The 18,213-nt window shown below is 45.8% G+C and carries 23 protein-coding genes; 12 read left to right on the top strand and 11 right to left on the bottom strand.

What is annotated here, in order from left to right:
• The first annotated feature begins 114 nt into the window (after positions 1–114).
• Complete coding sequence (locus ACYVUV_RS05305) at positions 115–870, top strand: ABC transporter ATP-binding protein (RefSeq protein ID WP_439775363.1); 756 nt, start codon at positions 115–117, stop codon at positions 868–870.
• 18 nt (positions 871–888) lie between these two features.
• Entirely contained in the window at positions 889–2,763 is a 1,875-nt protein-coding gene (locus ACYVUV_RS05300) for an FtsX-like permease family protein (RefSeq protein ID WP_439775362.1), read from the top strand.
• A 62-nt stretch (positions 2,764–2,825) separates the two neighbouring features.
• On the opposite strand, the gene ACYVUV_RS05295 is transcribed toward ACYVUV_RS05300, so the two are convergent.
• Together ACYVUV_RS05295 and ACYVUV_RS05290 are read right to left on the bottom strand one after the other, a co-directional pair.
• Positions 2,826–3,290: a pyridoxamine 5'-phosphate oxidase family protein gene (locus tag ACYVUV_RS05295; protein ID WP_439775361.1), complete on the bottom strand. Its 465-nt coding sequence runs from the start codon at positions 3,288–3,290 to the stop codon at positions 2,826–2,828.
• A gap of 124 nt (positions 3,291–3,414) precedes the next feature.
• A complete protein-coding gene (locus ACYVUV_RS05290) occupies positions 3,415–4,293 on the bottom strand; it encodes an IS982 family transposase (protein ID WP_484499368.1) in 879 nt (292 codons plus the stop codon).
• A gap of 232 nt (positions 4,294–4,525) precedes the next feature.
• On the opposite strand from ACYVUV_RS05290, the gene ACYVUV_RS05285 reads away from it, so the two are divergent.
• The 8 genes from ACYVUV_RS05285 to ACYVUV_RS05250 all read left to right on the top strand — a co-directional run bounded on the left by ACYVUV_RS05285 (position 4,526) and on the right by ACYVUV_RS05250 (position 8,088).
• A complete protein-coding gene (locus tag ACYVUV_RS05285) occupies positions 4,526–4,861 on the top strand; it encodes a hypothetical protein (RefSeq protein ID WP_484499149.1) in 336 nt (111 codons plus the stop codon).
• 108 nt (positions 4,862–4,969) lie between these two features.
• On the top strand, positions 4,970–5,473 hold the full coding sequence (locus tag ACYVUV_RS05280) for a hypothetical protein (protein WP_484499148.1): 504 nt from the start codon (positions 4,970–4,972) through the stop codon (positions 5,471–5,473).
• Positions 5,457–5,693 carry a hypothetical protein gene (locus ACYVUV_RS05275; RefSeq protein ID WP_484499147.1) on the top strand — a complete coding sequence of 79 codons (237 nt, stop codon included), beginning with the start codon at positions 5,457–5,459 and terminating at the stop codon, positions 5,691–5,693. Before ACYVUV_RS05280 ends, ACYVUV_RS05275 begins: the two co-directional genes overlap by 17 nt.
• Positions 5,694–5,739: 46 nt before the next feature.
• On the top strand, positions 5,740–6,267 hold the full coding sequence (locus tag ACYVUV_RS05270) for a hypothetical protein (RefSeq protein ID WP_484499146.1): 528 nt from the start codon (positions 5,740–5,742) through the stop codon (positions 6,265–6,267).
• A 39-nt stretch (positions 6,268–6,306) separates the two neighbouring features.
• Entirely contained in the window at positions 6,307–6,951 is a 645-nt protein-coding gene (locus ACYVUV_RS05265) for a DUF4417 domain-containing protein (RefSeq protein ID WP_484499145.1), read from the top strand.
• 134 nt (positions 6,952–7,085) lie between these two features.
• Positions 7,086–7,541, top strand: a complete 456-nt coding sequence (locus ACYVUV_RS05260) for a polymorphic toxin type 50 domain-containing protein (protein ID WP_484499144.1) — start codon at positions 7,086–7,088, stop codon at positions 7,539–7,541.
• Positions 7,538–7,786, top strand: a complete 249-nt coding sequence (locus tag ACYVUV_RS05255) for a hypothetical protein (RefSeq protein WP_484499143.1) — start codon at positions 7,538–7,540, stop codon at positions 7,784–7,786. Before ACYVUV_RS05260 ends, ACYVUV_RS05255 begins: the two co-directional genes overlap by 4 nt.
• A 5-nt stretch (positions 7,787–7,791) precedes the next feature.
• Entirely contained in the window at positions 7,792–8,088 is a 297-nt protein-coding gene (locus ACYVUV_RS05250) for a YjcQ family protein (RefSeq protein ID WP_484499142.1), read from the top strand.
• Between the two features lie 224 nt (positions 8,089–8,312).
• Here ACYVUV_RS05250 and ACYVUV_RS05245 read toward each other — a convergent pair whose 3' ends face one another.
• Positions 8,313–9,536 carry an IS110 family RNA-guided transposase gene (locus ACYVUV_RS05245; RefSeq protein ID WP_484498977.1) on the bottom strand — a complete coding sequence of 408 codons (1,224 nt, stop codon included), beginning with the start codon at positions 9,534–9,536 and terminating at the stop codon, positions 8,313–8,315.
• Positions 9,537–9,898: 362 nt separating this feature from the next.
• Here ACYVUV_RS05245 and ACYVUV_RS05240 point away from each other — a divergent pair, with 362 nt between their 5' ends.
• On the top strand, positions 9,899–10,171 hold the full coding sequence (locus tag ACYVUV_RS05240; protein ID WP_484499141.1) for a hypothetical protein: 273 nt from the start codon (positions 9,899–9,901) through the stop codon (positions 10,169–10,171).
• 49 nt (positions 10,172–10,220) lie between these two features.
• Here ACYVUV_RS05240 and ACYVUV_RS05235 read toward each other — a convergent pair whose 3' ends face one another.
• A complete protein-coding gene (locus tag ACYVUV_RS05235) occupies positions 10,221–10,763 on the bottom strand; it encodes a hypothetical protein (protein WP_484499140.1) in 543 nt (180 codons plus the stop codon).
• 214 nt (positions 10,764–10,977) lie between these two features.
• Between ACYVUV_RS05235 and ACYVUV_RS05230 the strand changes: the two genes are divergently transcribed.
• A complete protein-coding gene (locus tag ACYVUV_RS05230) occupies positions 10,978–11,829 on the top strand; it encodes a diacylglycerol/lipid kinase family protein (RefSeq protein WP_484499139.1) in 852 nt (283 codons plus the stop codon).
• 233 nt (positions 11,830–12,062) lie between these two features.
• On the opposite strand, the gene ACYVUV_RS05225 is transcribed toward ACYVUV_RS05230, so the two are convergent.
• The 7 genes from ACYVUV_RS05225 to ACYVUV_RS05195 form a co-directional block, all read right to left on the bottom strand.
• The gene (locus tag ACYVUV_RS05225) at positions 12,063–12,620 is read right to left on the bottom strand and encodes a GNAT family N-acetyltransferase (RefSeq protein ID WP_439775080.1); all 558 of its coding nucleotides are present in this window, start codon (positions 12,618–12,620) and stop codon (positions 12,063–12,065) included.
• 226 nt (positions 12,621–12,846) lie between these two features.
• A complete protein-coding gene (locus ACYVUV_RS05220; protein WP_439775079.1) occupies positions 12,847–13,383 on the bottom strand; it encodes an SLAP domain-containing protein in 537 nt (178 codons plus the stop codon).
• Positions 13,384–13,414: 31 nt separating this feature from the next.
• A complete protein-coding gene (locus ACYVUV_RS05215; RefSeq protein WP_439775078.1) occupies positions 13,415–14,002 on the bottom strand; it encodes a peptidylprolyl isomerase in 588 nt (195 codons plus the stop codon).
• 98 nt (positions 14,003–14,100) lie between these two features.
• Positions 14,101–15,282 carry an aminotransferase class I/II-fold pyridoxal phosphate-dependent enzyme gene (locus ACYVUV_RS05210; RefSeq protein ID WP_484499138.1) on the bottom strand — a complete coding sequence of 394 codons (1,182 nt, stop codon included), beginning with the start codon at positions 15,280–15,282 and terminating at the stop codon, positions 14,101–14,103.
• 37 nt (positions 15,283–15,319) lie between these two features.
• Entirely contained in the window at positions 15,320–16,099 is a 780-nt protein-coding gene (dapB, locus tag ACYVUV_RS05205; protein WP_484499137.1) for a 4-hydroxy-tetrahydrodipicolinate reductase, read from the bottom strand.
• A 1-nt stretch (position 16,100) separates the two neighbouring features.
• The gene (gene dapA, locus ACYVUV_RS05200) at positions 16,101–17,030 is read right to left on the bottom strand and encodes a 4-hydroxy-tetrahydrodipicolinate synthase (protein WP_439774999.1); all 930 of its coding nucleotides are present in this window, start codon (positions 17,028–17,030) and stop codon (positions 16,101–16,103) included.
• A 22-nt stretch (positions 17,031–17,052) separates the two neighbouring features.
• Positions 17,053–18,207 carry an N-acetyldiaminopimelate deacetylase gene (locus ACYVUV_RS05195; RefSeq protein ID WP_439775000.1) on the bottom strand — a complete coding sequence of 385 codons (1,155 nt, stop codon included), beginning with the start codon at positions 18,205–18,207 and terminating at the stop codon, positions 17,053–17,055.
• Positions 18,208–18,213: the final 6 nt, after the last annotated feature.

Genomic DNA, 18,213 nt, shown 5'->3' with positions numbered 1-18,213 from the left:
CTTTTTGTTACAGCTTTTTTACAAAGCGCAAAAATCTATTGACGATTCTAAAATAGTCCAGTATCATTTAGTGTATCACAGCAGTAATACGCCGATACGATTTAGGGGGTAACTATGGAAAAAGTGATGACAGTCAACAATGTGACGAAGACTTACGGTAAAAAAGGGGAGAAGCAGTACCAGGCATTAAAAGGAGTCTCGCTTAGCGTGGGCAAGGGTGAATTCGTCGCCATTATGGGGACTTCCGGTTCTGGTAAGACGACGCTTTTGAACATCATGTCTACCTTGGATAAACCGACTAGCGGCGAGGTTACGATCAATGGGAAGGACATTGCCAAGCTGAAGAAGAACCAGATGGCTGACTTCCGAGCTAAAGAAATTGGCTTTATCTTCCAAGACTTTAACCTTCTGGACAACCTAACCGCTAGAGAAAACATCGCTCTGCCACTGTCTTTGCAAGGGGTAAAGAGCTCAGAAATTGACTCCAAGGTCGATAAGATTGCCGCTAAGCTCAACATCAGCGAAGTCTTGGAAAAGTACCCAGCCGCTATTTCCGGCGGGCAGAAGCAAAGAGTTGCTGCTGCCAGAGCCTTGGTTCATGAGCCGGCAATCTTGATGGCCGATGAGCCAACAGGGGCTCTGGACTCCAAGTCTTCCAGAGCTTTGCTGGACACGATGGAATTGCTTAATGAGAAAGACCAGGTTTCAATCTTGATGGTTACCCACGACCCGTTCTCAGCGTCATTTGCTGACCGGATTCTTTTTATCAGGGACGGCTTGATTGATGAAGAGATCAAGCGCGGTGACATGAAGCGGCAGGACTTTTACAAGAAGCTGATCAGCCAGCTCAGGGAAACGCCGATTAGTTGATTAGAGAAAGGGATTAACATGATTTTTAAACTGTCAATGACCGGGCTAAAAAGCCGGCTAAAAGACTACCTGGTCCTGTTTTCCGGCCTTAGTGCCGCCAGCATGATCTTCTACATGTTCTTGACTCTGGCCGCTAACCCATCTTTCTTGAAGTCCAGCGTTGCCGGCCAGCTGACCATGGCAGCGACCAAGTTTATTTTTTCCTTCGGTATCGTCCTTCTGGCCATCTTGACCCTGGTCTACCTGGCCTATGCCAACAGCTTCCTCTTGAGCATGAGAAAGCGGGACTACGGCATGTACATGATGCTGGGGGCAAAAAGCGGCAAGATCGGCCAGCTGATCTTCGCTGAAACTTTGGTGACTGGCCTTCTTGCAACCGGGATCGGGATTGTTTTAGGCGTAGGCTTAACTGAACTGGTTTCAGCTTTGATGGTCAAGCAGCTAGGGCTGACTTTGGCTCACTTTAACCCGCTTTACCTGCCAGCAGTTCTCTGGACCTTGCTCTTCTTTGTCGCCTTGTTCTTCCTGGCCGCTTCTTGGAACGCGGTCAAGCTGACCAAGACTACCTTGATCAATCTCTTAAAAGAAGACCAAAAGCCAAGCAAGCTGAAGAGTCGGCCAGTCTTGCGGACTATCCAGGCTATCGCTGGTGTAGTTCTTTTGGCTACCGGCTACTGGGCAATGGGAAATGTAACTACTTTGCAGCTGAAGGCAATTCCGATTGCTTTGGTTACTATCGTTTTGGGCAGTTACTTCATCTTTGACGCCTTCTTCGTGACAGTGATCGACTTTTTGCGGAAAAGACACGGTTTCCTCTACAAGGGGATGCGGCCATACACTTTGGGCCAACTCAAGTTCCGCCTGCATGGCTATACCAGAATCCTGTCAGCTATTTCAATTATGCTGGCCCTGGCCCTTGGCGCTATTACAGTCGGCATCAACTTCAACAATTTAAAGAATGCCATGACTGACGTTCAGTACTACGATTTTGTCTTAGTTGGCAAGCAGAAGAAGCTGGCTGACAAGGTTGAAAAAATCGGTACAGAGGAAAAAGTTACTTACAGCTACAAGGCTGATGAGAAAAACGGCGTCCTCTATGTCAAGAAAAGTGAAATTGACCAGACACCGCTCAAGATCCAAGAATATAACGCTGCTTCTTCAGACAAGAAGAAGACGATTGACAAGGAAGGGCGGATCTACCACACGGTTAAGGTAAATTCCATGACTTTAACTGGCAAGCAGACTTCGGCTACGGTTCAGCACTCTGCCCAAGCAGCCAGCCTGTTTCCAGAAGATTCTTCAAAGGGCTTTGTTGCCTTGTCAGATGCAGCTTTTGCCAAAAAGAAGCTGACAACCAAGGTCATCACTTTCTACAAGGTTAAGGATTTTGCCAAAAACAACAAGCTTCTTCTCAAACTTACTGATCAAGAAATGAAGCAGTTTAAGAAAGATTCCATGACTTACGGTTATCTCGAATTCACCAAACCTGTTTTGTACCAGCAGATCGCGGCAATGTGCTCAGGCTTTGAATTCATGGGACTCTTCCTCGGCTTGTCCTTCTTGATGATGCTGGCTTCAACTCTGATGTTTAAGATCCTGTCAGCAGCAGCCAGTGACAAAATGCGCTACAAGATGCTTTACAAGCTTGGGGCTAGAAACAGTGTCTTGAAGGGGGCGATCAGAAAGGAAATTGCCATCCTGTTTGTAGCACCGGCGGTGCTTGGCAGCCTGGACGTGCTCTTTGGCTTGAAGTTCTTCACGCTTCTTTTGCCAGACCCATACTACAAGATTTGGGTTCCGTTCCTGGCCTTCTTCCTCTTGTACCTGGTTTACTACTTAGTAACTGTCAAGCTTTACCAGGGGATCGTTTTAGAGGAGATTAAGCAAGACTAATAGATTTTTCAGCAAAAAAGCGATCGAAACATGATATAGTTTCGGTCGCTTTTTGCATGGAATTAAAAGGTGAAGGCCTTTTGAAAAATTGGGGTTTGCCGCAGGTCGTAGACAAAGCCATCAGTAGGGGTGATTTCAAATGGCCGGAGCAGTTCCCGGCGTTCAGAGTCCGTCTTGTTGATCTCCAGCATTTCGGGATGCTGATCATAGATCTTGTCAAGGTAGGAGAGGTCGACTTCTTTGACCGTCCCGTTTAAGGTAAAGCCAACGCTGGACATGGTCTCTTCACCTTTAAGCGCGGTGATAGAGACGTAGGGAAGAGAGTGCAGGCGCTGGTAAAAACTCTTTTGGTAAGTCGTCGCGAAGTAGAGCTTGCCATTATGGCAGAGTTCAATATCTGCAACGTTAGTATAAGGCCGGCCGTTGGCAATCGTGCCAAAGACGACAGATTGGAAGGCGGATGGGATCAAGTCTAAAAATTCTGCTGTAGTCAAGTTGCTATCTAGCATCGGTATTGCTTTACGCATGGGATTTTCCTCCTGTGGGTAATGTATTTCTAAGATTTACATGTTCATTATAGCACCTTTCTGCGAGGAAAATGGGGGTGGGGGATGCTAGTTATACTAGTCATATTTTTGATTACGCGTGGTGCTAGTTGAAGAAGTTGAGTCCATATCTCTGTAGGATGTAGCTGATATTGTAAGTTAGTACGATTATCTCGACGGTTTGTTGGAAACCGTCTGTACTTCTTGCAAGAATATTTTCAATTCCGTAGTACTTTAGTACAGAGAACACACTCTCGATCGTTCGGCGAATTGCCATTAGCTCTCTTTTGTTATGCTGCTTAGCACCTTTCATATTTTTCCGGTAAGGTGTCCACAGTATATAGCCGTTTATCTTGAGAGTATCGTGCAGCTGCTTGCCTATATAGCCTTCATCGCCTAAAATAAAGTGCCCTTCGGGATGGGTAGTGAGAATCAGCTCTTCTGCTTCTTTTGCATCGTGTATTGATGCTTGTGTGATTACATAGCCAAGAACATAACCGTCTTGAGCTACGGCAAAGTGGCCTTTAAAGCCGTAATAGTAAAACTGTTTGGTTGAGTTATAGCCAATGTTGGCAATTCCTTCAAACACTTTAGCTCTGCGGTTTCTGATTGGCTGACACAAAGGCATGGGTAGACTGTCAATGATCATGTACTGATCAGACAGATCGACTCTTGAGTTTAGTTCGTTGACGATCTGAACAGTGATGCCAAGAAGCGCTCTAGCTCTGCGATTGAAACGAGATCTGGAGAGCCCACAAAGTCCCCAACAGCGAGCAAATCTGCGCTGAGAAGATATACCTTCCTCAGCTTGCCAGACAAGTAATGCAATAATTTCGTAGTCTGGAACCTTTACCAGACTGGCATTGCGACGGTGAGTTAACCGAGATGGAGCGTACTTGTAATAAAGTTTCTTGCAGATTTTCGACAAAGTTCGAAATTCCACTTGCAAACGGTGACTATAACGTTTAATCTGTAGTTGGTTCAACATTGTAAGGACTCCTTTCTTTTTTCCAACTAGAGTCTACAATGTTGGACCTTTTTTGTTAAGAAATTGAAACTATATTTCAACTAGCACCACGCGTTTTTGATTATGTAAAGTATGAATGCTCAAGCTGTAAACTGAGGACACCAATTTTAGGCAAACTGCGATTGCAGGACTTGGCATCATTGCTTGGCTAGACAAAGCGGTCAAAAGATCGCAAAAGAGAGCAGGCAATGTGGCTAAAGGAAAAAAAGCTTCCTGCACAGCCACGACCTATTTAATACTAAAAGTGCTCAGTGACAGCATTTGGATTGATGGCGACCGCTTGATCGATGATGTAAGAGCAGAGCTGTCCAAGTGCTACCAGACAGGTAAGTCGCTTGATGAGTTGCGGCAAAAGCTGATACGCCAAGTCAAGCCAACGCCAGGTACAAACATTGCTGACCGGATAGCACAAGCCGAGTCAAAGGTCGATAGGCTAATTCGCAGCGAGTCGGCTAAGATGATCGATGAAATCGATACTGCTGCTTACAAAGAGGCTGGTGTTGAGTATGTCAATTGGGTCATCTAGCCTGGGGCATGTAGCAAGTGTGTCAGCTTAAAGGAATCTGGGCCATACCCAATTGACAAAGCACCAGCTCTGGTGATTGACTCGCACCCAAACTGCAGATGCGCGAAGGTGCCAAGCGATAAGGCTGATTTGAGAGGGCTTGGTTTGGTGGCGGGAGCTGCAAGTGTTAACATTATCAGTCATACAAATACAAACTCTAACGAAATTGAGCCTCTAAAAAGAATCAATACCTCAAGCGAAGAGCTGCCTAAGCTTAAGATGAGAGTCGGTAGGCAAAAAATCCATTATCAGGGCACCTTGGAGTATAATAATCGAGTAAAGGTTGCTGAAACTCCTGGCAAAAGGTACGTCTATTATCCAAGCTACTTCACAAACATAACCATCGAGGAATTAGAAAAGTTCGTTTTACAAAACGCAACTTCGGAACAGTTAAAAAATGACTTTTTCTTTATGGATTTGCACCGCCCAATAGGGGTTTATCGTACCAAATGTGAAGAAGATAAAACTACCAGTAGAATTAAAGTATTGATGAATAAAGACCGAACAGAATTTCATGCTATTCCAGCCCGACCTCAATCACAAGAGAGGCACAAGAATGAAAATAACAAATAATACTTTGGCACGTGATATCTCAAATAATTTTTGTTGGTCATGGGTCATTGTAACAACTCATGACAATCAAGAAATAAAATGCTATTTGGCTGACGTTGATGATTCGTTTGATGTATCTGATGATATTCGTCTACTCGTCAACTTCGAAGGAACTGACGAGTACGCCACAAAAGCAATTCCTTTGGAGGAAATTTCTAATATTAGTGCAGTAAGCGATTAGCAAGAGCTAGTCGCTTTTTTGATGCAGAAAATTAGGAGGTGCGAACATGGGTAGAGGATCAGGCCCCAAAACAAGTGTCTTGCGTGGTGGAACTGGCGTAATGACCAAAGCTGAAGCAGATGAAGAGCTGGCTAAAGGCATGAAACCGTATCAAATAAAGAGCAAGTTAAGGCATAGATACAAAGAACTGTATGACTCAGGTAAGCAGCAAATAGCCGAATTCAAGAATTTGGAAAAATCGATGCAAAACATTGGCATGAAAATTCCAGTAAAAAATGCTGTACCAACCGAGCGCGGTAAACAACTGGAAAGGCAGATTGGTTCGCTGGAACGTGAAAATGCGACAATTGGTTACAACACTTCTCAAACTCTGAGCAGTGGCCGTGCAATTGCAAGCAATTTGAACAACGGTAACGTGCTTACTGGTGGCAAGACGTCAGCAGCGCAAGTAAGGCGAAGCACTGAGAACGCCAAGAGACTGGCGCAAAAGACCATAGAAGAAAACAAGCGAGCTATTGCTAAGCTTAAAGCTGAGCTGAAGAAAGAAAAGAAGAAATATCGGTATGAATGGTAATGGCAGCTGAACTAAAGCAAAGATTAGAAAGGAATGCTAATGTCTGGAACCCGTGAGCAACGCAACTGGCAAAACGCTCAAAAGGCACGATATAAAGGCGTAGGGATATTTGATATCCCACAAATCCATGGTGTTGACCATGTAACCAACGTTAAGTGGATTCGGTTCAATGACTTGGCTAGTCGCAAGCCAAAGCAACCTTTTGGGGTCCATTTCTTCATCGATGATTACAAGTTTGAACGCATTTGGACAAACGTTGACAAGTACCTACCGCTTTTGCAAAAGGCTGAGTATGTCATGAGCCCAGATTTTAGTCTTTATCTGGACTTCCCTTTAGCTCAATCCATTTGGAATCACTACCGTAAACACTGGATCGGGGCATATCTGGAAGAGCATGGCGTGAAGGTCATTCCAACAGTTAACTGGATGTATGAAGATAGTTACAGCTGGGTGTTTGACGGTGAACCAACTAATAAAGTCGTGGCTGTCTCAGCCTTGGGATGTACCAAGAACAAAGATGAACTCGAGATGTTTCGGGAAGGCTATGCAGAAATGATTGAAAGGCTCGCACCGTCGCAAGTGCTGTTTTATGGCAAGATTCCTGATGGTGTCACTCAAGACGAAAATCTTATCCGGATTGAGTCGTTTAGCGAAGAAATTAGACGGCTCACCAGAGGCCAATAAATAGGGTGACGGAACCAGGCGCCTGCGCAAGATGCACTGACCTAAAGGAGTCCGGCCCTTACCCAATTGATAAAGCCCCAGCTCTGGTGATTGACTCGCACCCAAACTGCAGATGTGCTAAGGTGCCAACAAAAATGCCGAAGTTTTCTGTAGCTTTTCATAATGGAGCCGCTGAGCTAGCAACTGAAATCAAAAGCCGAGGAGAGCAAGAAGATGTTGGTGAAATTGATCCCTCCAACTTGGTTATGAAAGACGGACGCCAAAACATTCATTTAAAGGGGACGAAGGAGTATAATGACCGTGTAGAGGCTTCACGTGACCCGAATAGCAAATATTTTGGAAAGAAGCCAAGCTATTTTACTATTAGTAAGAGCAAACTTGACAGAATCGTAAAGAAAATGGCTAAGCCGAGCGACTTAAAAAATAAATATTTTTTCATAGACAGTGGAGAGACGATAGCGGTTTATGTTGATGCAAAAAGCGGCAAAGAAACACTGACAAGCCGTATGAAAGTTCATCTTGCATCAAATTACAGATATCATGCGGTCCCTGCACCAAGCATTGATAAACTACGGAGCGGACAAAAATGAAAATACATAGTGATACTGATGAAATGATTGTGGCGAGCAAGTACATGGGAAAGTGGGTCAACGTCAAATTAAAGACTGGAAGCGTAGTTAACCTATATATTGCGAGTGTAGACAATGACTTCGAAACAGCCATGGCGCTGGAAAATGCTATTTACTACAATAAAACTGGAAGCGACAGGTATGCTGATGATGGAATTCCTTTTTCAAAGATTGAAAGCATTGAGTTGGCGGGACAACCGGAGTAGAAGCCATGGCAAGCTACGAGAAAGTTGCAACCAAAATTCTGAAATATCTTAATGATTGCTACGAAAACAGCAGATATCCAGATGCTGAAGAGCTAAATGCTTCGAAGCTGCGAATCAGCCCGCTCCAGTTTTATCAAATAACGCAAATGCTGGACGATGATGGATTTGTTAAAGGGATAAGGTTTCAAGGAACAATTTTCCCAGAGCAACGTGTAATGAACACCCCTGAAACTTGGAGAATCACCCGTCTTGGCATTGAATATCTCAGAGCTTATCTGAAGCTAGAGACTGGCTCCAGATGATTCACTAATTCAAATTGACATCAAATTGGCACTCAATTGAGTGCTTTTTCTACTCTAAGTCAAGTGTTATCAACGATTTTAGGCAATTTTATTTTGAAATAAGGGCCTAATCGGGAAATGGCTCCTGGAGAATCAAGTCAAATATCTGATTTAGGGCATGGTAAATACAGCCACCTTCTGTAATTTCGAAAAAGAGGCTGTTATAATATCTATTGGATCAATTTTTATGACAAAAGTCTTTGGTTATGTTTGGCTACGTCATAGCTATACAATTGATCATTCTTAATTAAAGCGAAGATCGTCCGTAATAATTTATGGATCGATGCGATAGCGGCCTTCTTGTGACTTGCAGTCTCAGAAGACCGTTTTCGTTTCTCGTAATAATCCGCAATATGGCAAGGATTTCCTGCTTTCTTAGCCGACTGAATTTGGTTTATGGCCAAGTACAGTACCTTTCTGCCAATAGCTGTCCCACGCTTTGAAATTGACAGGTGGGCCGTGAGCTTGCCAGATTCATAAACTTGAGGATCAACACCAACGAAGGCATTTAATTGGCTAGGATTGTTAAAACGTCTGATATCTCCAAGCTCACTTATGATTCTTAGAGCAGTGTTTTCGCCAATGCCTGGAATGCTTGTGAGGATCTCTAGATCCCGCTTAGGAGCCAGTTTAGCCATCTCCTGTAAAGCAGTCTGGCACTCTTCTTCAGCGCTCAGAATATTGTTAATAGCCATTTTGAGGCCACGAATATGGGCACTGTTCTTTTTGACAGCTGGACATGCGACTTTAGCCAACCGAATAAGACTTTGCTCTATGTCGTTAGCGCGCTTTTTACCAATACCAGATAAGCCTTTTAAGAAGTCGATGATATCGGCTTCTTTTGTTTCTAGTACGATATCTGGATGTGGGAATCTGAAAACAATACTCCAGTAGTTTTTCCCTCTCGGATTAGCCATTAAGTGCTCAATCTCTGGGAAAGTGAGCTGAATGGCTTTGTGCAGTCTATTCTTGTTGGTTATCAGATCGTGCGAAGCCTGCTCATAGATGCGGTTATTGGCCATCAATTCTTGATATTCTTCGCTTTGAACGTAGGCCAGCCGCTGCGGGTGCTCAGACTGCAACTTGGCAAGGTATAAGGCATCAAGCTTATCGGTCTTGTTCTGGTGCAGGTCATCCTTTGTCTTTCTTTTAGCTTCTAGCGGGTTCATCATGACATAGCGCAATTCGTGCATGTCCAAAAACGCCTGGAGTCTTCTTGAATAGACGCCAGTTGCTTCAAAGATAATCTGTGGGTTAGTAACCTGCTTAAGGTCACCCAGCAGCTGATTGAAGCCTACCATATCGTTGGAGATGGCATATTCATTAACTTTTTGGCCATTGACCATAATGCATACGTTAGACTTCCGACTGCTAACATCAATACCGAAAACAGTTTTCAATAAATCCATAAGAATAAACCTCCGCTTTACTTGGAGATGAGCTGCCTTCACCCAATTCAATCAGATCTAATTTTCTCAACAGGACTTTAACAGTCAACATACTTAGACGAGATTCTCAATTGAATGGTGAAGCTGCCAGTTTTTTATACGACATCGAGTGTCCAAAGCGCTCACGGCATTGGCTTCATCTCCACTTTACATAGTAAAAGAAAAAGTGTTGAACGACTACTCCGTCGAGTAATCATCCAACACTAGATTAGTATGTTTTTTATACCCAAAATCGACCAGGCATGGACGTCGATAAAAGCTATGGATTTGTAAGAGCGCAAGCATTTATCGCTTAAAAAGATATGGATAAGGAGAAAACCACAATGGACAAGCAAGAACCAATGCCAACTGCTGAGCCTACCGAATCAGCCGACACTCAAGTAGACAAGCAAGCTGGCGAAAACTCACCAAAGAAAGAACTCAAGTACACCGATGAAGATGTCAATCGGATCATCGATGAGAAGTTCAAGAAATGGTCAAGCAAGCAGGCCAAGAAAGAACAGGAAGCTCAACGCTTGGCTGGTCTTTCAGAAGCCGAGAAAGCTCAAGAATTGCAGAAGCAGGCTGACGAGCGTGCCAACAAGCTGCAAGCCTAACTTGACCAAGTGATGATGAAGCAAACGACAAATAATGATTAGAGCCGCCTTACCCTTCAATTTCAGCTCTTAGCAATTGGCAAGTCTCCGAATCCTGGGATACTAAATTGTAGTCCTTAAACGCTTCTTCAGTTGGCTTCTCGGTATCTTGTTCATGACAAAAGTAGTTCTCTACTCGCAGCCAGTTTGCTAGTTGCCCCGCAGTGAACTTTGGAGATTTCTTTGATTCTTCTGGGGAATCTTGACTTGGCAATGTACCTGTAGAAAGCAAATCTTTTAGCATCTTATTGTCTTCCTCTGATGGAAAGGCACCAGCTTCATACAAAGCAACAGTTTTCACACTAAGTCCTGTCAATTCCGTCAGATCACGCTGAGAGAGGCCAAACTTATCCCGAAATCTCTTTAAATCGACAGGTGACACAAACCCCATGTCGTCGCGATAAGCTTGTCTAGCCATTTCAGTTGCACGTTCATCAAGTTCAGCATCGTAAATTGGCTGATCTGTTTCATCATCAAAGCGTGCTGGTGCAGTAATCTTGTACGTCTTGCCGTCAAATGAGTATTCCGTCGTAAAATTTTTGATGTAGGACATGTTCAAACCTCCTTGCCACTTTCATGTGCAATTATGTCACCAAGCTAGAAAAGATGCCACTAAATAGCATACAGATACTATCACCTCACCCCAACGAGCGGGGGAGGGAACAGGGGAGGCGGCAGTTTGCTGCCTCCTTTTTGCTACGCCTTCTGTACAAATCAGCAAGATTGTGCTTACATTAAATTATTGTAAAAGGAAGTCGATATCATACATGAAGCATGTTTTTCTAATCAAGCCGAGTTCAGATCAGTCCAAAAGTGATTCCCTCGTCAAAAACATCAAAAGGGTGATGGAGGGGAGAGACTACGAGATCTACTTTAGTGAGTACAAGGACCACGTGAAGGAAATCGTCAAAAATTACCCGGAAAAGACCCGATTCTACTCAGTTGGCGGAGACGGCTTTTTCAACCAGGTCATCCAAAATCTCGTACATACAGACCATGAGGTCGTTTGCCTGCCATTTGGGACGGGCAATGACTTTTCCCGCGCGATTCACCGTCATATGAGTCCTGAAGCCATCCTCAAAGCGACTTTAGACCAGCCTGCGATTCCAATTGATACGATTTTGGTCAATGATGAACGTTACTGCGTCAATGTTGGCTGCTTTGGACTTGACGCCTTGATCGCCAATACAGTACATGACGTTAAAACGCCTAAAAGCGCGGCATATGTGGCTTCAATCCTGCGCAATATCAGCCGCTATAAGTTTGCCAAAGTAAAGGTTATGGGCAAAAATGGCTTGCTTTTTAACGACCAAGTCACGCTCTGTGCTTTCTGCAATGGGCGTTTTTACGGCGGGGGCTTCCAAATTTCACCCAAATCAAAGATCAACGACGGTCTGATTGACATGGTAATCTTGCCAAAAGTGAACCGCTTATTTGCGCCATATTATATCTACAAAATTCTGCGAAAAGACCTGATCAGTTGCAAGGATGTAGTGGTGAAGCAGGTGAAAGAATGCGAAATAACAACGCCTGCAGCAATGAATCTGGATGGCGAAAAGAAGGAGGCTGCCAAGTATCATCTGGTCGTTCAGCCAAAATCCTTGAACTTGGTCATCTGACAGGTCTTAGCTAGAGAATCTGCCGAAATCACGGCAAATTTTGTGTAGCTTGATCAAACAGAACTCAAAAGCAAAAATCAAAAAGAAAAAATGCTCAAAAACTCAGTAAACTTGCTAAAAAGCAAATCCTTGAGCCAAAAGAGCATTTCAAACTTCTGTCATTAAAATTATAGTTTTAAACTAACACACACGTAAAATCAGCACTAAAACTTGGAACTCTAAGCAAGGGCAGATCAGAACTTTTCCTGCAAATCAGGCCATTCTTCAGCAAGCACCGCGTACTCATTGCTGTCATGGTAGCCGTCTCTGAGGATCAGCCGGCCCTTATGGCAGCCTTCAAACCGCATCCCCAGTCGTTTAGCCACATTATTGCTTGGCAGATTGTCTACAGCGCACTGCAGCTGAATTCTGTGCAGGCCATATTCCTCAAAGGCGATATCGATAATTGCCCGGGTAGCCAGCGTCATGATCCCGCGGCCTCTAAATTCTTTGCCCAAAAAGTAGCCAATATCTGCCTCGGAATACATCGCATCAATTGAATTTAAGCTGACTTTACCAGCTAAACGGCCATGGTACCAAATGTGCAGGTCCAAGGCTTTGCCTTCAGCAAACCTGACTAAACCACGCTTTATAGCGTCAGTCTCAGCTTGCACGTCATGAACGTGATCAACCCAAGGCAAGTAGTAGGACAAATTGTCCCGGTTTCTGTCAATCAAGTCATACAAGGCTTCGCCATCAGTCAGTCTTGGCACGGCTAACTCTAATTCATCGTTGATCTTGTAGCTAAACATTGATTTCATCTCCAATCTAAAAGCAATTGTCAAAAAGATTATCTGAATTATATCAGAGCGCAGTATCAAATACTACCGTGCAAAATGACCATCTGCGGGTAATCAGCGTCCTCTCGCGCAGATTCTTCCATTCAGCTTTACATAATATGTATTATTCGAACTATTAGATTAAAACGAAATCGTATCCCCTCCAAACAAAAAAGCACTGCATTTGCAGTGCTCAAGTTTAAGATGTTTGCGGTTCAGTTGTTTGGTTCTGCGTAGTTGGATCGCTAGTCACTTCGCCTTTAGGCGTTTCGATATTGCTTGCCTTGACATACAAGCCAACACCAATTGCCCAGTACTTGCTGCCATTGATCTTTTTCTTGCCGCCGTAGACAGTTACCGAGCCATTCTTCAGCAAAACTCCGGAATTTTTCATCCGTTTGCCGCTGCTGGAATAAATGTAGCTGTTGTGGTTCAGCTGGCAATCCAAGCCAATCACGTTCATATATGCCACATACTTGTTCTGGCCGATCATGATATACGGCTTGTCATCGACATAATTGATCAAGCTGTAGCAACCAACGGCCTTGCCGGCCGTGATCTTCTTGTCCTTGGTCCGTTTGCCTTTTTCGTCGTAGACATAAGTGTTGACCATGGCATTCTTGTAAAACGGTTTGTCAGCATCTGAAGCTGCCGTAGTCTTTGCCTTTGGCGCCAAAATAATGGCAAAAGCCAGTACAAATAATAACTTAACGAGCCAAAGCCGTTTTAACTTCACTCTTGTTCACGCAAACCTTTCTTACTTACTCTTAGTCAGCAATCTCAACAGTCGTGATTACCACGTCTTCAAGTGGCTTGTCGTTGCCATCCTTGGCAACCTTGGCAATTTCGTCAACAACATCCATGCCGTCAGTTACATGGCCAAAAACAGTGTGTCTGTGGTCAAGCCATGGCGTGCCACCTTGCTTGTAAGCCTTGACAACTTCTTCTGGGTATTGAGCATCGCGCAATTGTTGAATGAAGCGCTTCGGCATGTTTTTGTTTTGCACGATAAAGAATTGTGAGCCGTTGGTGTTTGGACCAGCGTTGGCCATTGATAAAGCCCCGCGCAGGTTGAAGAGTTCGTTAGAGAATTCGTCTTCAAAGTTGTGGCCCCAGATGCTTTGACCGCCGGCACCAGTACCTTCCGGGTCCCCGCCTTGGATCATGAAGTCGCTGATCACCCGGTGGAAGGTTACGCCGTCGTAGTAGCCCTTTTGTGCCAAGCGGACGAAGTTTTCAACGGTCATTGGTGCTTCTTCTGGGAAAAGCTGGATGACGATGTCGCCGTGGTTGGTCTTGATAGTCGCCTTTGGGCCCTTGACTTGGTCAAGGTTAAGTTGTGGGTATTCAGACATTATTTAAATGCTCCTTGTCATATTGATTCTTTAGATTCTTTCTAAATTATATCATTCGGCACCAAAAAAGACAGCGAAGAGCTGTCTTAGGAAAAATATTAGAGCTGAGTCACATATTCGCCAAGCCGCTTAACTACTTCTGCCAGCTTGTCGTCAGCTGCCGCATAAGAGAAGCGGACATAGCCAGCTGATCCTTCGCCAAATACGCTGCCTGGAATCAGACCTACTCGAGCCTTTCTGGCCACATCTTTGGCAAAGGCAAAGTCATCACTGCCGAATTTCTCCGGAATCTTGGCAAAGATGTAAAATGCCCCTTGCGGAACGGCCATTTCAAAACCGAGCTTGGTCAGATTCTCAACCATAAAGTCCCGCCGGCGTTGGTAGGCAGCCTTAAATTCCTTTGGATCCTCAAGACCATTTGTCAAAGCTTCAATCGCCGCATCTTGGGCAATGTTGTCCACGCAGGTCACCATGAAGCTGTGTGCCTTTGCGACATTTGGCAATAAACTTGCCGGAGCCGCGATATAGCCAAGCCGGTAGCCAGTCATGGCGTGTGACTTAGACAAGCCGCTGATCAAGATTACCTGCCCAGGCAACAAGCTTGCCAAGGAGAAGTGTTCTTGGTCGTAAGTCAGTTCACTGTAGATTTCATCACAGATTGCCAACAAGTGGTGCTTCTTAATCACTTCCGCCAAAGCAGTTAATTCAGCTTTTGAATAAGTCCGCCCAGTTGGGTTGCATGGGTAGTTGAGCATGATTGCCTTAACCTGGTCACCAGCCGCCTCAATCTCCGCTTCCAGCCGTTCTGGCGTCAAATTGAAGCCAGTATCTGAAGTATCGATCATCACCACTTCCCCGCCTGCCATTTCAATGTTGGTGAAGTAAAGGGAAAAGACTGGTGTTGGCACTAAAACCTTGTCACCGGGATTTAAAAGTCCCAGCAGAGTAGCCGTAATTGCTTCAGTAGCCCCGTCAGTTACGATGATTTCAGTCTCCGGGTCGTAGTCAACCTGTCTGGTTGACAAGAGGTACTTGCTGATGGCTTGGCGCAAGGCCAGCTTCCCCTTTGATGGCCCATAGTGGGAGTCATCTGCTTCAATTCCTCTGATAGCGGCTCTTTTAACATGGTCTGGCACTGCGAAGTCTGGTTCGCCCAAGGTGAGCTTGATGATTCCCGGGATTTGGGAAATTTCTTCGTCAAAAGCCCGGATGGCTGAAGGCGCGATTTTAGCAAGATTTTTGTTGCCTAAATCCCGCAAGTTAGGATCTGTTTCTGGCATGATGATCGTCTTTCTATCTAAAAACAAAAGATACTTTCTACAAAATGTTTTCCAGGCCGACATAAAGCTGGTCTAAGTCAGCTGCCTTTTCCAAGGCAACCTTGACCCCGCTCATGAAGGATGACCGGTCAAAGGAGTCCTGCCGGATGGTCAAGGCTTCCCCCTTGCCGCCAAAAAGAACCTGTTCATGGGCAACGTAGCCGGGCAAACGAACCGCGTGCAGCTTGATGCCTTGGTAATCACCGCCCCTTGCACCTGGCAGGCTTTCAGTCGTGTCTGGAGCAGTTTGGTGGGGCTCACGGACTTCAGCGATCAACTTGGCGGTTGCCAGAGCCGTGCCTGATGGAGCATCTTTCTTGTCTTCGTGGTGCATTTCGATGATTTCAACGTCTGGGAAGTACTTGGCCGCTTCCTGGGCAAACTTCATCAATAAAACAGCTGACATGCCGAAGTTTGGCGCGATCAAGCCGCCAGTCCCCTTTTCCTTGGCTAATTGCTTCAGCTCTGCTTCTTGCTGGTCAGTCAAGCCAGTCGTCCCCACGATTGGCCGGTAGCCATTTTCCAAGGCATAACGTACGTTTTGATAGACAGAGGCTGGAACAGTAAAGTCAACCCAAATGTCGGCGGCAGCTGCCGGAATGTCATCCAGACTGCTGTAGAGCTTAGCATCCGCTGGCAGGCCATAGTCTGCTGGATCGCTGCTCTTTAAATGGTGGGCCAGGCCAGCCGTAATTTCAAAGTCTGGCAGGCTTTCTACTAATTTAACGACTTGCTGCCCCATTGAGCCGGCAAAACCGGCCAATAAAATTCTTGGCATCTTACTCTCCTTCTAACATTTCACGCGTCAGCTGGCCAGCTAATGCATCCTTTGGCAGCTTCAAAGCAGTTGCCAATTCTTCCTTTTCTTCATTATTCAAGGCTACAAGTGGCAACCGTAAGCCTCCTACCTGGTAGCCCATGGCTGATAAAGCTGCCTTAACTGGGGACGGGGATGGGAACATGAACAAAGCGTTCATCCGTGGGGTCAGCCAGCGCTGCAGACTGCCGGCCAAGGCAAAATTGCCCGCGTAAAGTTCATCGTACATCTCCCGCATTCTTGGCGTATACAGGTGGCTGGCAACTGAAATGACCCCGTCAGCACCCAAGACTCTGGCAGTAAGTGCCTGGGCATCTTCACCAGTAAAGACGGCGAAGTTTACTGGCCGGCCGGACACGATCTCTTCGATTTCTTCCAGGCTGGCGCACTGCTTGATACCGGCAATATTGGGATGCTGGGCCAGCTGTAAAATAGTTGACACTTCCATTTTAACCCCAGTCCGGCCAGGGATGTTATAGATGACTACTGGAATGTGAACCTGGTCAGCTACTGCTGTAAAGTGGGCAATCATTGACCGCTGGTTTGGCTTGTTGTATGGCGGAACTACGACCAAAGCATAGTCGATGCCTGGAATTTGGGCGACTTCTTCAGTAAAAGCAATGGTTTCAGCCGTGTTGTTGCTGCCAGTGCCGGCGATGACCGGTACCCGGCCGTTTACAATCTGGCCAAAGCGGGTGTACAGGGCGATCTTTTCGTCATTGGTCAAAGTAGGCGTCTCCCCGGTTGTCCCCCCGATCACAAAGCCGTTAGAGCCTTGGTTAATCAAATTATTGGTTAATTCAGTCAAGCTGGCAAAGTCGATCTCTCCGTCTTCCGTAAAAGGCGTAATGATTGCTGTCAGTAAGTCCGCGTTTTGTAAGTTTTGGTTCATTGTCTTTGCCTCTATTGTCTATTTAGTCTTCCGTCATCCGGTATTCCAAAAAGCCGGTAATTGCCGCGATGCCGCGGCTGATTGAACTTTCCTGCGGTTTTAATGTTGCTGAGTGCAGGGGTGAATCGTCTTCAACGCCCAGCCAGAACATAGTTCCCGGGATCTGGGCCAGGAGGTAGCCGAAGTCTTCCCCGGTCATGGCTGGTGCTGTTTCGACATATTCAACTCCGTCAGCCTGCTCCATGTAATTAATGAAGTTTCTCGTCAATTCCGGGTTGTTTTCAACCGGCCAGTAGCCGCCTTGGTTGAGTTCCAGCTTGACTTTGACGCCAAAGCTCAGCTCAATTCCCTGGCAGACTTCAGCCAGTCTTTTGTCGATCAGTTCGATCATACTCTGGGTTAGGCCCCGGATCGTGCCTTCAATTCTGGCTGAATCCGCGATTACGTTTCTGATCTTGCCGGCAGTAACCTTGCCCAAAGTAATAACTCCGCTTTGAATCGGGTCGATATTTCTGGAAATGATAGTCTGAACCTGCATGATCAAGGCAGCTGCCGCGACAACCGCGTCATTTGACAGCTGCGGGAAGGCAGCGTGCCCGCCTTTGCCTTGAATATCGATGTTGACTTCAGTCGTCCCGGCAAACAAGGTGCCATTCCGGCAGCCAATCGCTCCAGCTGGCAGGCTTGGATTGTCGTGCAGGCCGTAGAATTCATCAACATGCCACTTGCCAGTGAAAAGTCCCAGCTGGTAGGCCTTCATGCCGCCGCTCTCGCTCTCTTCAGCCGGCTGGAAGAAGAAAAGGAGGTTGTCAGTTGGCTGATGCTCACTAAAATAGCTAAGGATGCCCAAGGCCACAGTCATGTGGATGTCGTGTCCGCAGGCATGCATTACGCCCGGATGTCTGGAAGCAAATGGCAGGCCGGTTGCCTCAGTTACCGGCAGAGCGTCAATATCAGCCCGGTAACCAATGGTCCGTTTGGCCTTTGACCCCTTGACCAGAACCAGGAGAGCGGTTGGCAATTCAGCCGGCTCTTTGATTTCCAGGTAGTCTTGCTTCATCTGCTTGATCACATCCAAGAGATAAGCGTGGGTTTGATATTCTTCTAAGGCCAATTCCGGGATCTGGTGGAGCTGGCGCCGGATTTGAAGCAACTCGGCTTCGGTCAATACTGCCATATAAAA

The sequence above is a fragment of the Lactobacillus sp. WILCCON 0149 genome, assembly GCF_057197965.1.
This window is presented reverse-complemented; position numbering and strand designations above follow the sequence as displayed.

Bases quoted from the DNA above. Each gene is read 5' to 3' on its own strand.
- ACYVUV_RS05305 (WP_439775363.1), top strand. From the start codon at position 115: ATGGAAAAAGTGATGACAGTCAACAATGTGACGAAGACTTACGGTAAA.
- ACYVUV_RS05300 (WP_439775362.1), top strand. From the start codon at position 889: ATGATTTTTAAACTGTCAATGACCGGGCTAAAAAGCCGGCTAAAAGAC.
- ACYVUV_RS05295 (WP_439775361.1), bottom strand. From the start codon at position 3,290: ATGCGTAAAGCAATACCGATGCTAGATAGCAACTTGACTACAGCAGAA.
- ACYVUV_RS05275 (WP_484499147.1), top strand. From the start codon at position 5,457: ATGAAAATAACAAATAATACTTTGGCACGTGATATCTCAAATAATTTT.
- ACYVUV_RS05270 (WP_484499146.1), top strand. From the start codon at position 5,740: ATGGGTAGAGGATCAGGCCCCAAAACAAGTGTCTTGCGTGGTGGAACT.
- ACYVUV_RS05265 (WP_484499145.1), top strand. From the start codon at position 6,307: ATGTCTGGAACCCGTGAGCAACGCAACTGGCAAAACGCTCAAAAGGCA.
- ACYVUV_RS05260 (WP_484499144.1), top strand. From the start codon at position 7,086: ATGCCGAAGTTTTCTGTAGCTTTTCATAATGGAGCCGCTGAGCTAGCA.
- ACYVUV_RS05255 (WP_484499143.1), top strand. From the start codon at position 7,538: ATGAAAATACATAGTGATACTGATGAAATGATTGTGGCGAGCAAGTAC.
- ACYVUV_RS05250 (WP_484499142.1), top strand. From the start codon at position 7,792: ATGGCAAGCTACGAGAAAGTTGCAACCAAAATTCTGAAATATCTTAAT.
- ACYVUV_RS05245 (WP_484498977.1), bottom strand. From the start codon at position 9,536: ATGGATTTATTGAAAACTGTTTTCGGTATTGATGTTAGCAGTCGGAAG.
- ACYVUV_RS05240 (WP_484499141.1), top strand. From the start codon at position 9,899: ATGGACAAGCAAGAACCAATGCCAACTGCTGAGCCTACCGAATCAGCC.
- ACYVUV_RS05235 (WP_484499140.1), bottom strand. From the start codon at position 10,763: ATGTCCTACATCAAAAATTTTACGACGGAATACTCATTTGACGGCAAG.
- ACYVUV_RS05230 (WP_484499139.1), top strand. From the start codon at position 10,978: ATGAAGCATGTTTTTCTAATCAAGCCGAGTTCAGATCAGTCCAAAAGT.
- ACYVUV_RS05225 (WP_439775080.1), bottom strand. From the start codon at position 12,620: ATGTTTAGCTACAAGATCAACGATGAATTAGAGTTAGCCGTGCCAAGA.
- ACYVUV_RS05215 (WP_439775078.1), bottom strand. From the start codon at position 14,002: ATGTCTGAATACCCACAACTTAACCTTGACCAAGTCAAGGGCCCAAAG.
- ACYVUV_RS05210 (WP_484499138.1), bottom strand. From the start codon at position 15,282: ATGCCAGAAACAGATCCTAACTTGCGGGATTTAGGCAACAAAAATCTT.
- dapB (WP_484499137.1), bottom strand. From the start codon at position 16,099: ATGCCAAGAATTTTATTGGCCGGTTTTGCCGGCTCAATGGGGCAGCAA.
- dapA (WP_439774999.1), bottom strand. From the start codon at position 17,030: ATGAACCAAAACTTACAAAACGCGGACTTACTGACAGCAATCATTACG.
- ACYVUV_RS05195 (WP_439775000.1), bottom strand. From the start codon at position 18,207: ATGGCAGTATTGACCGAAGCCGAGTTGCTTCAAATCCGGCGCCAGCTC.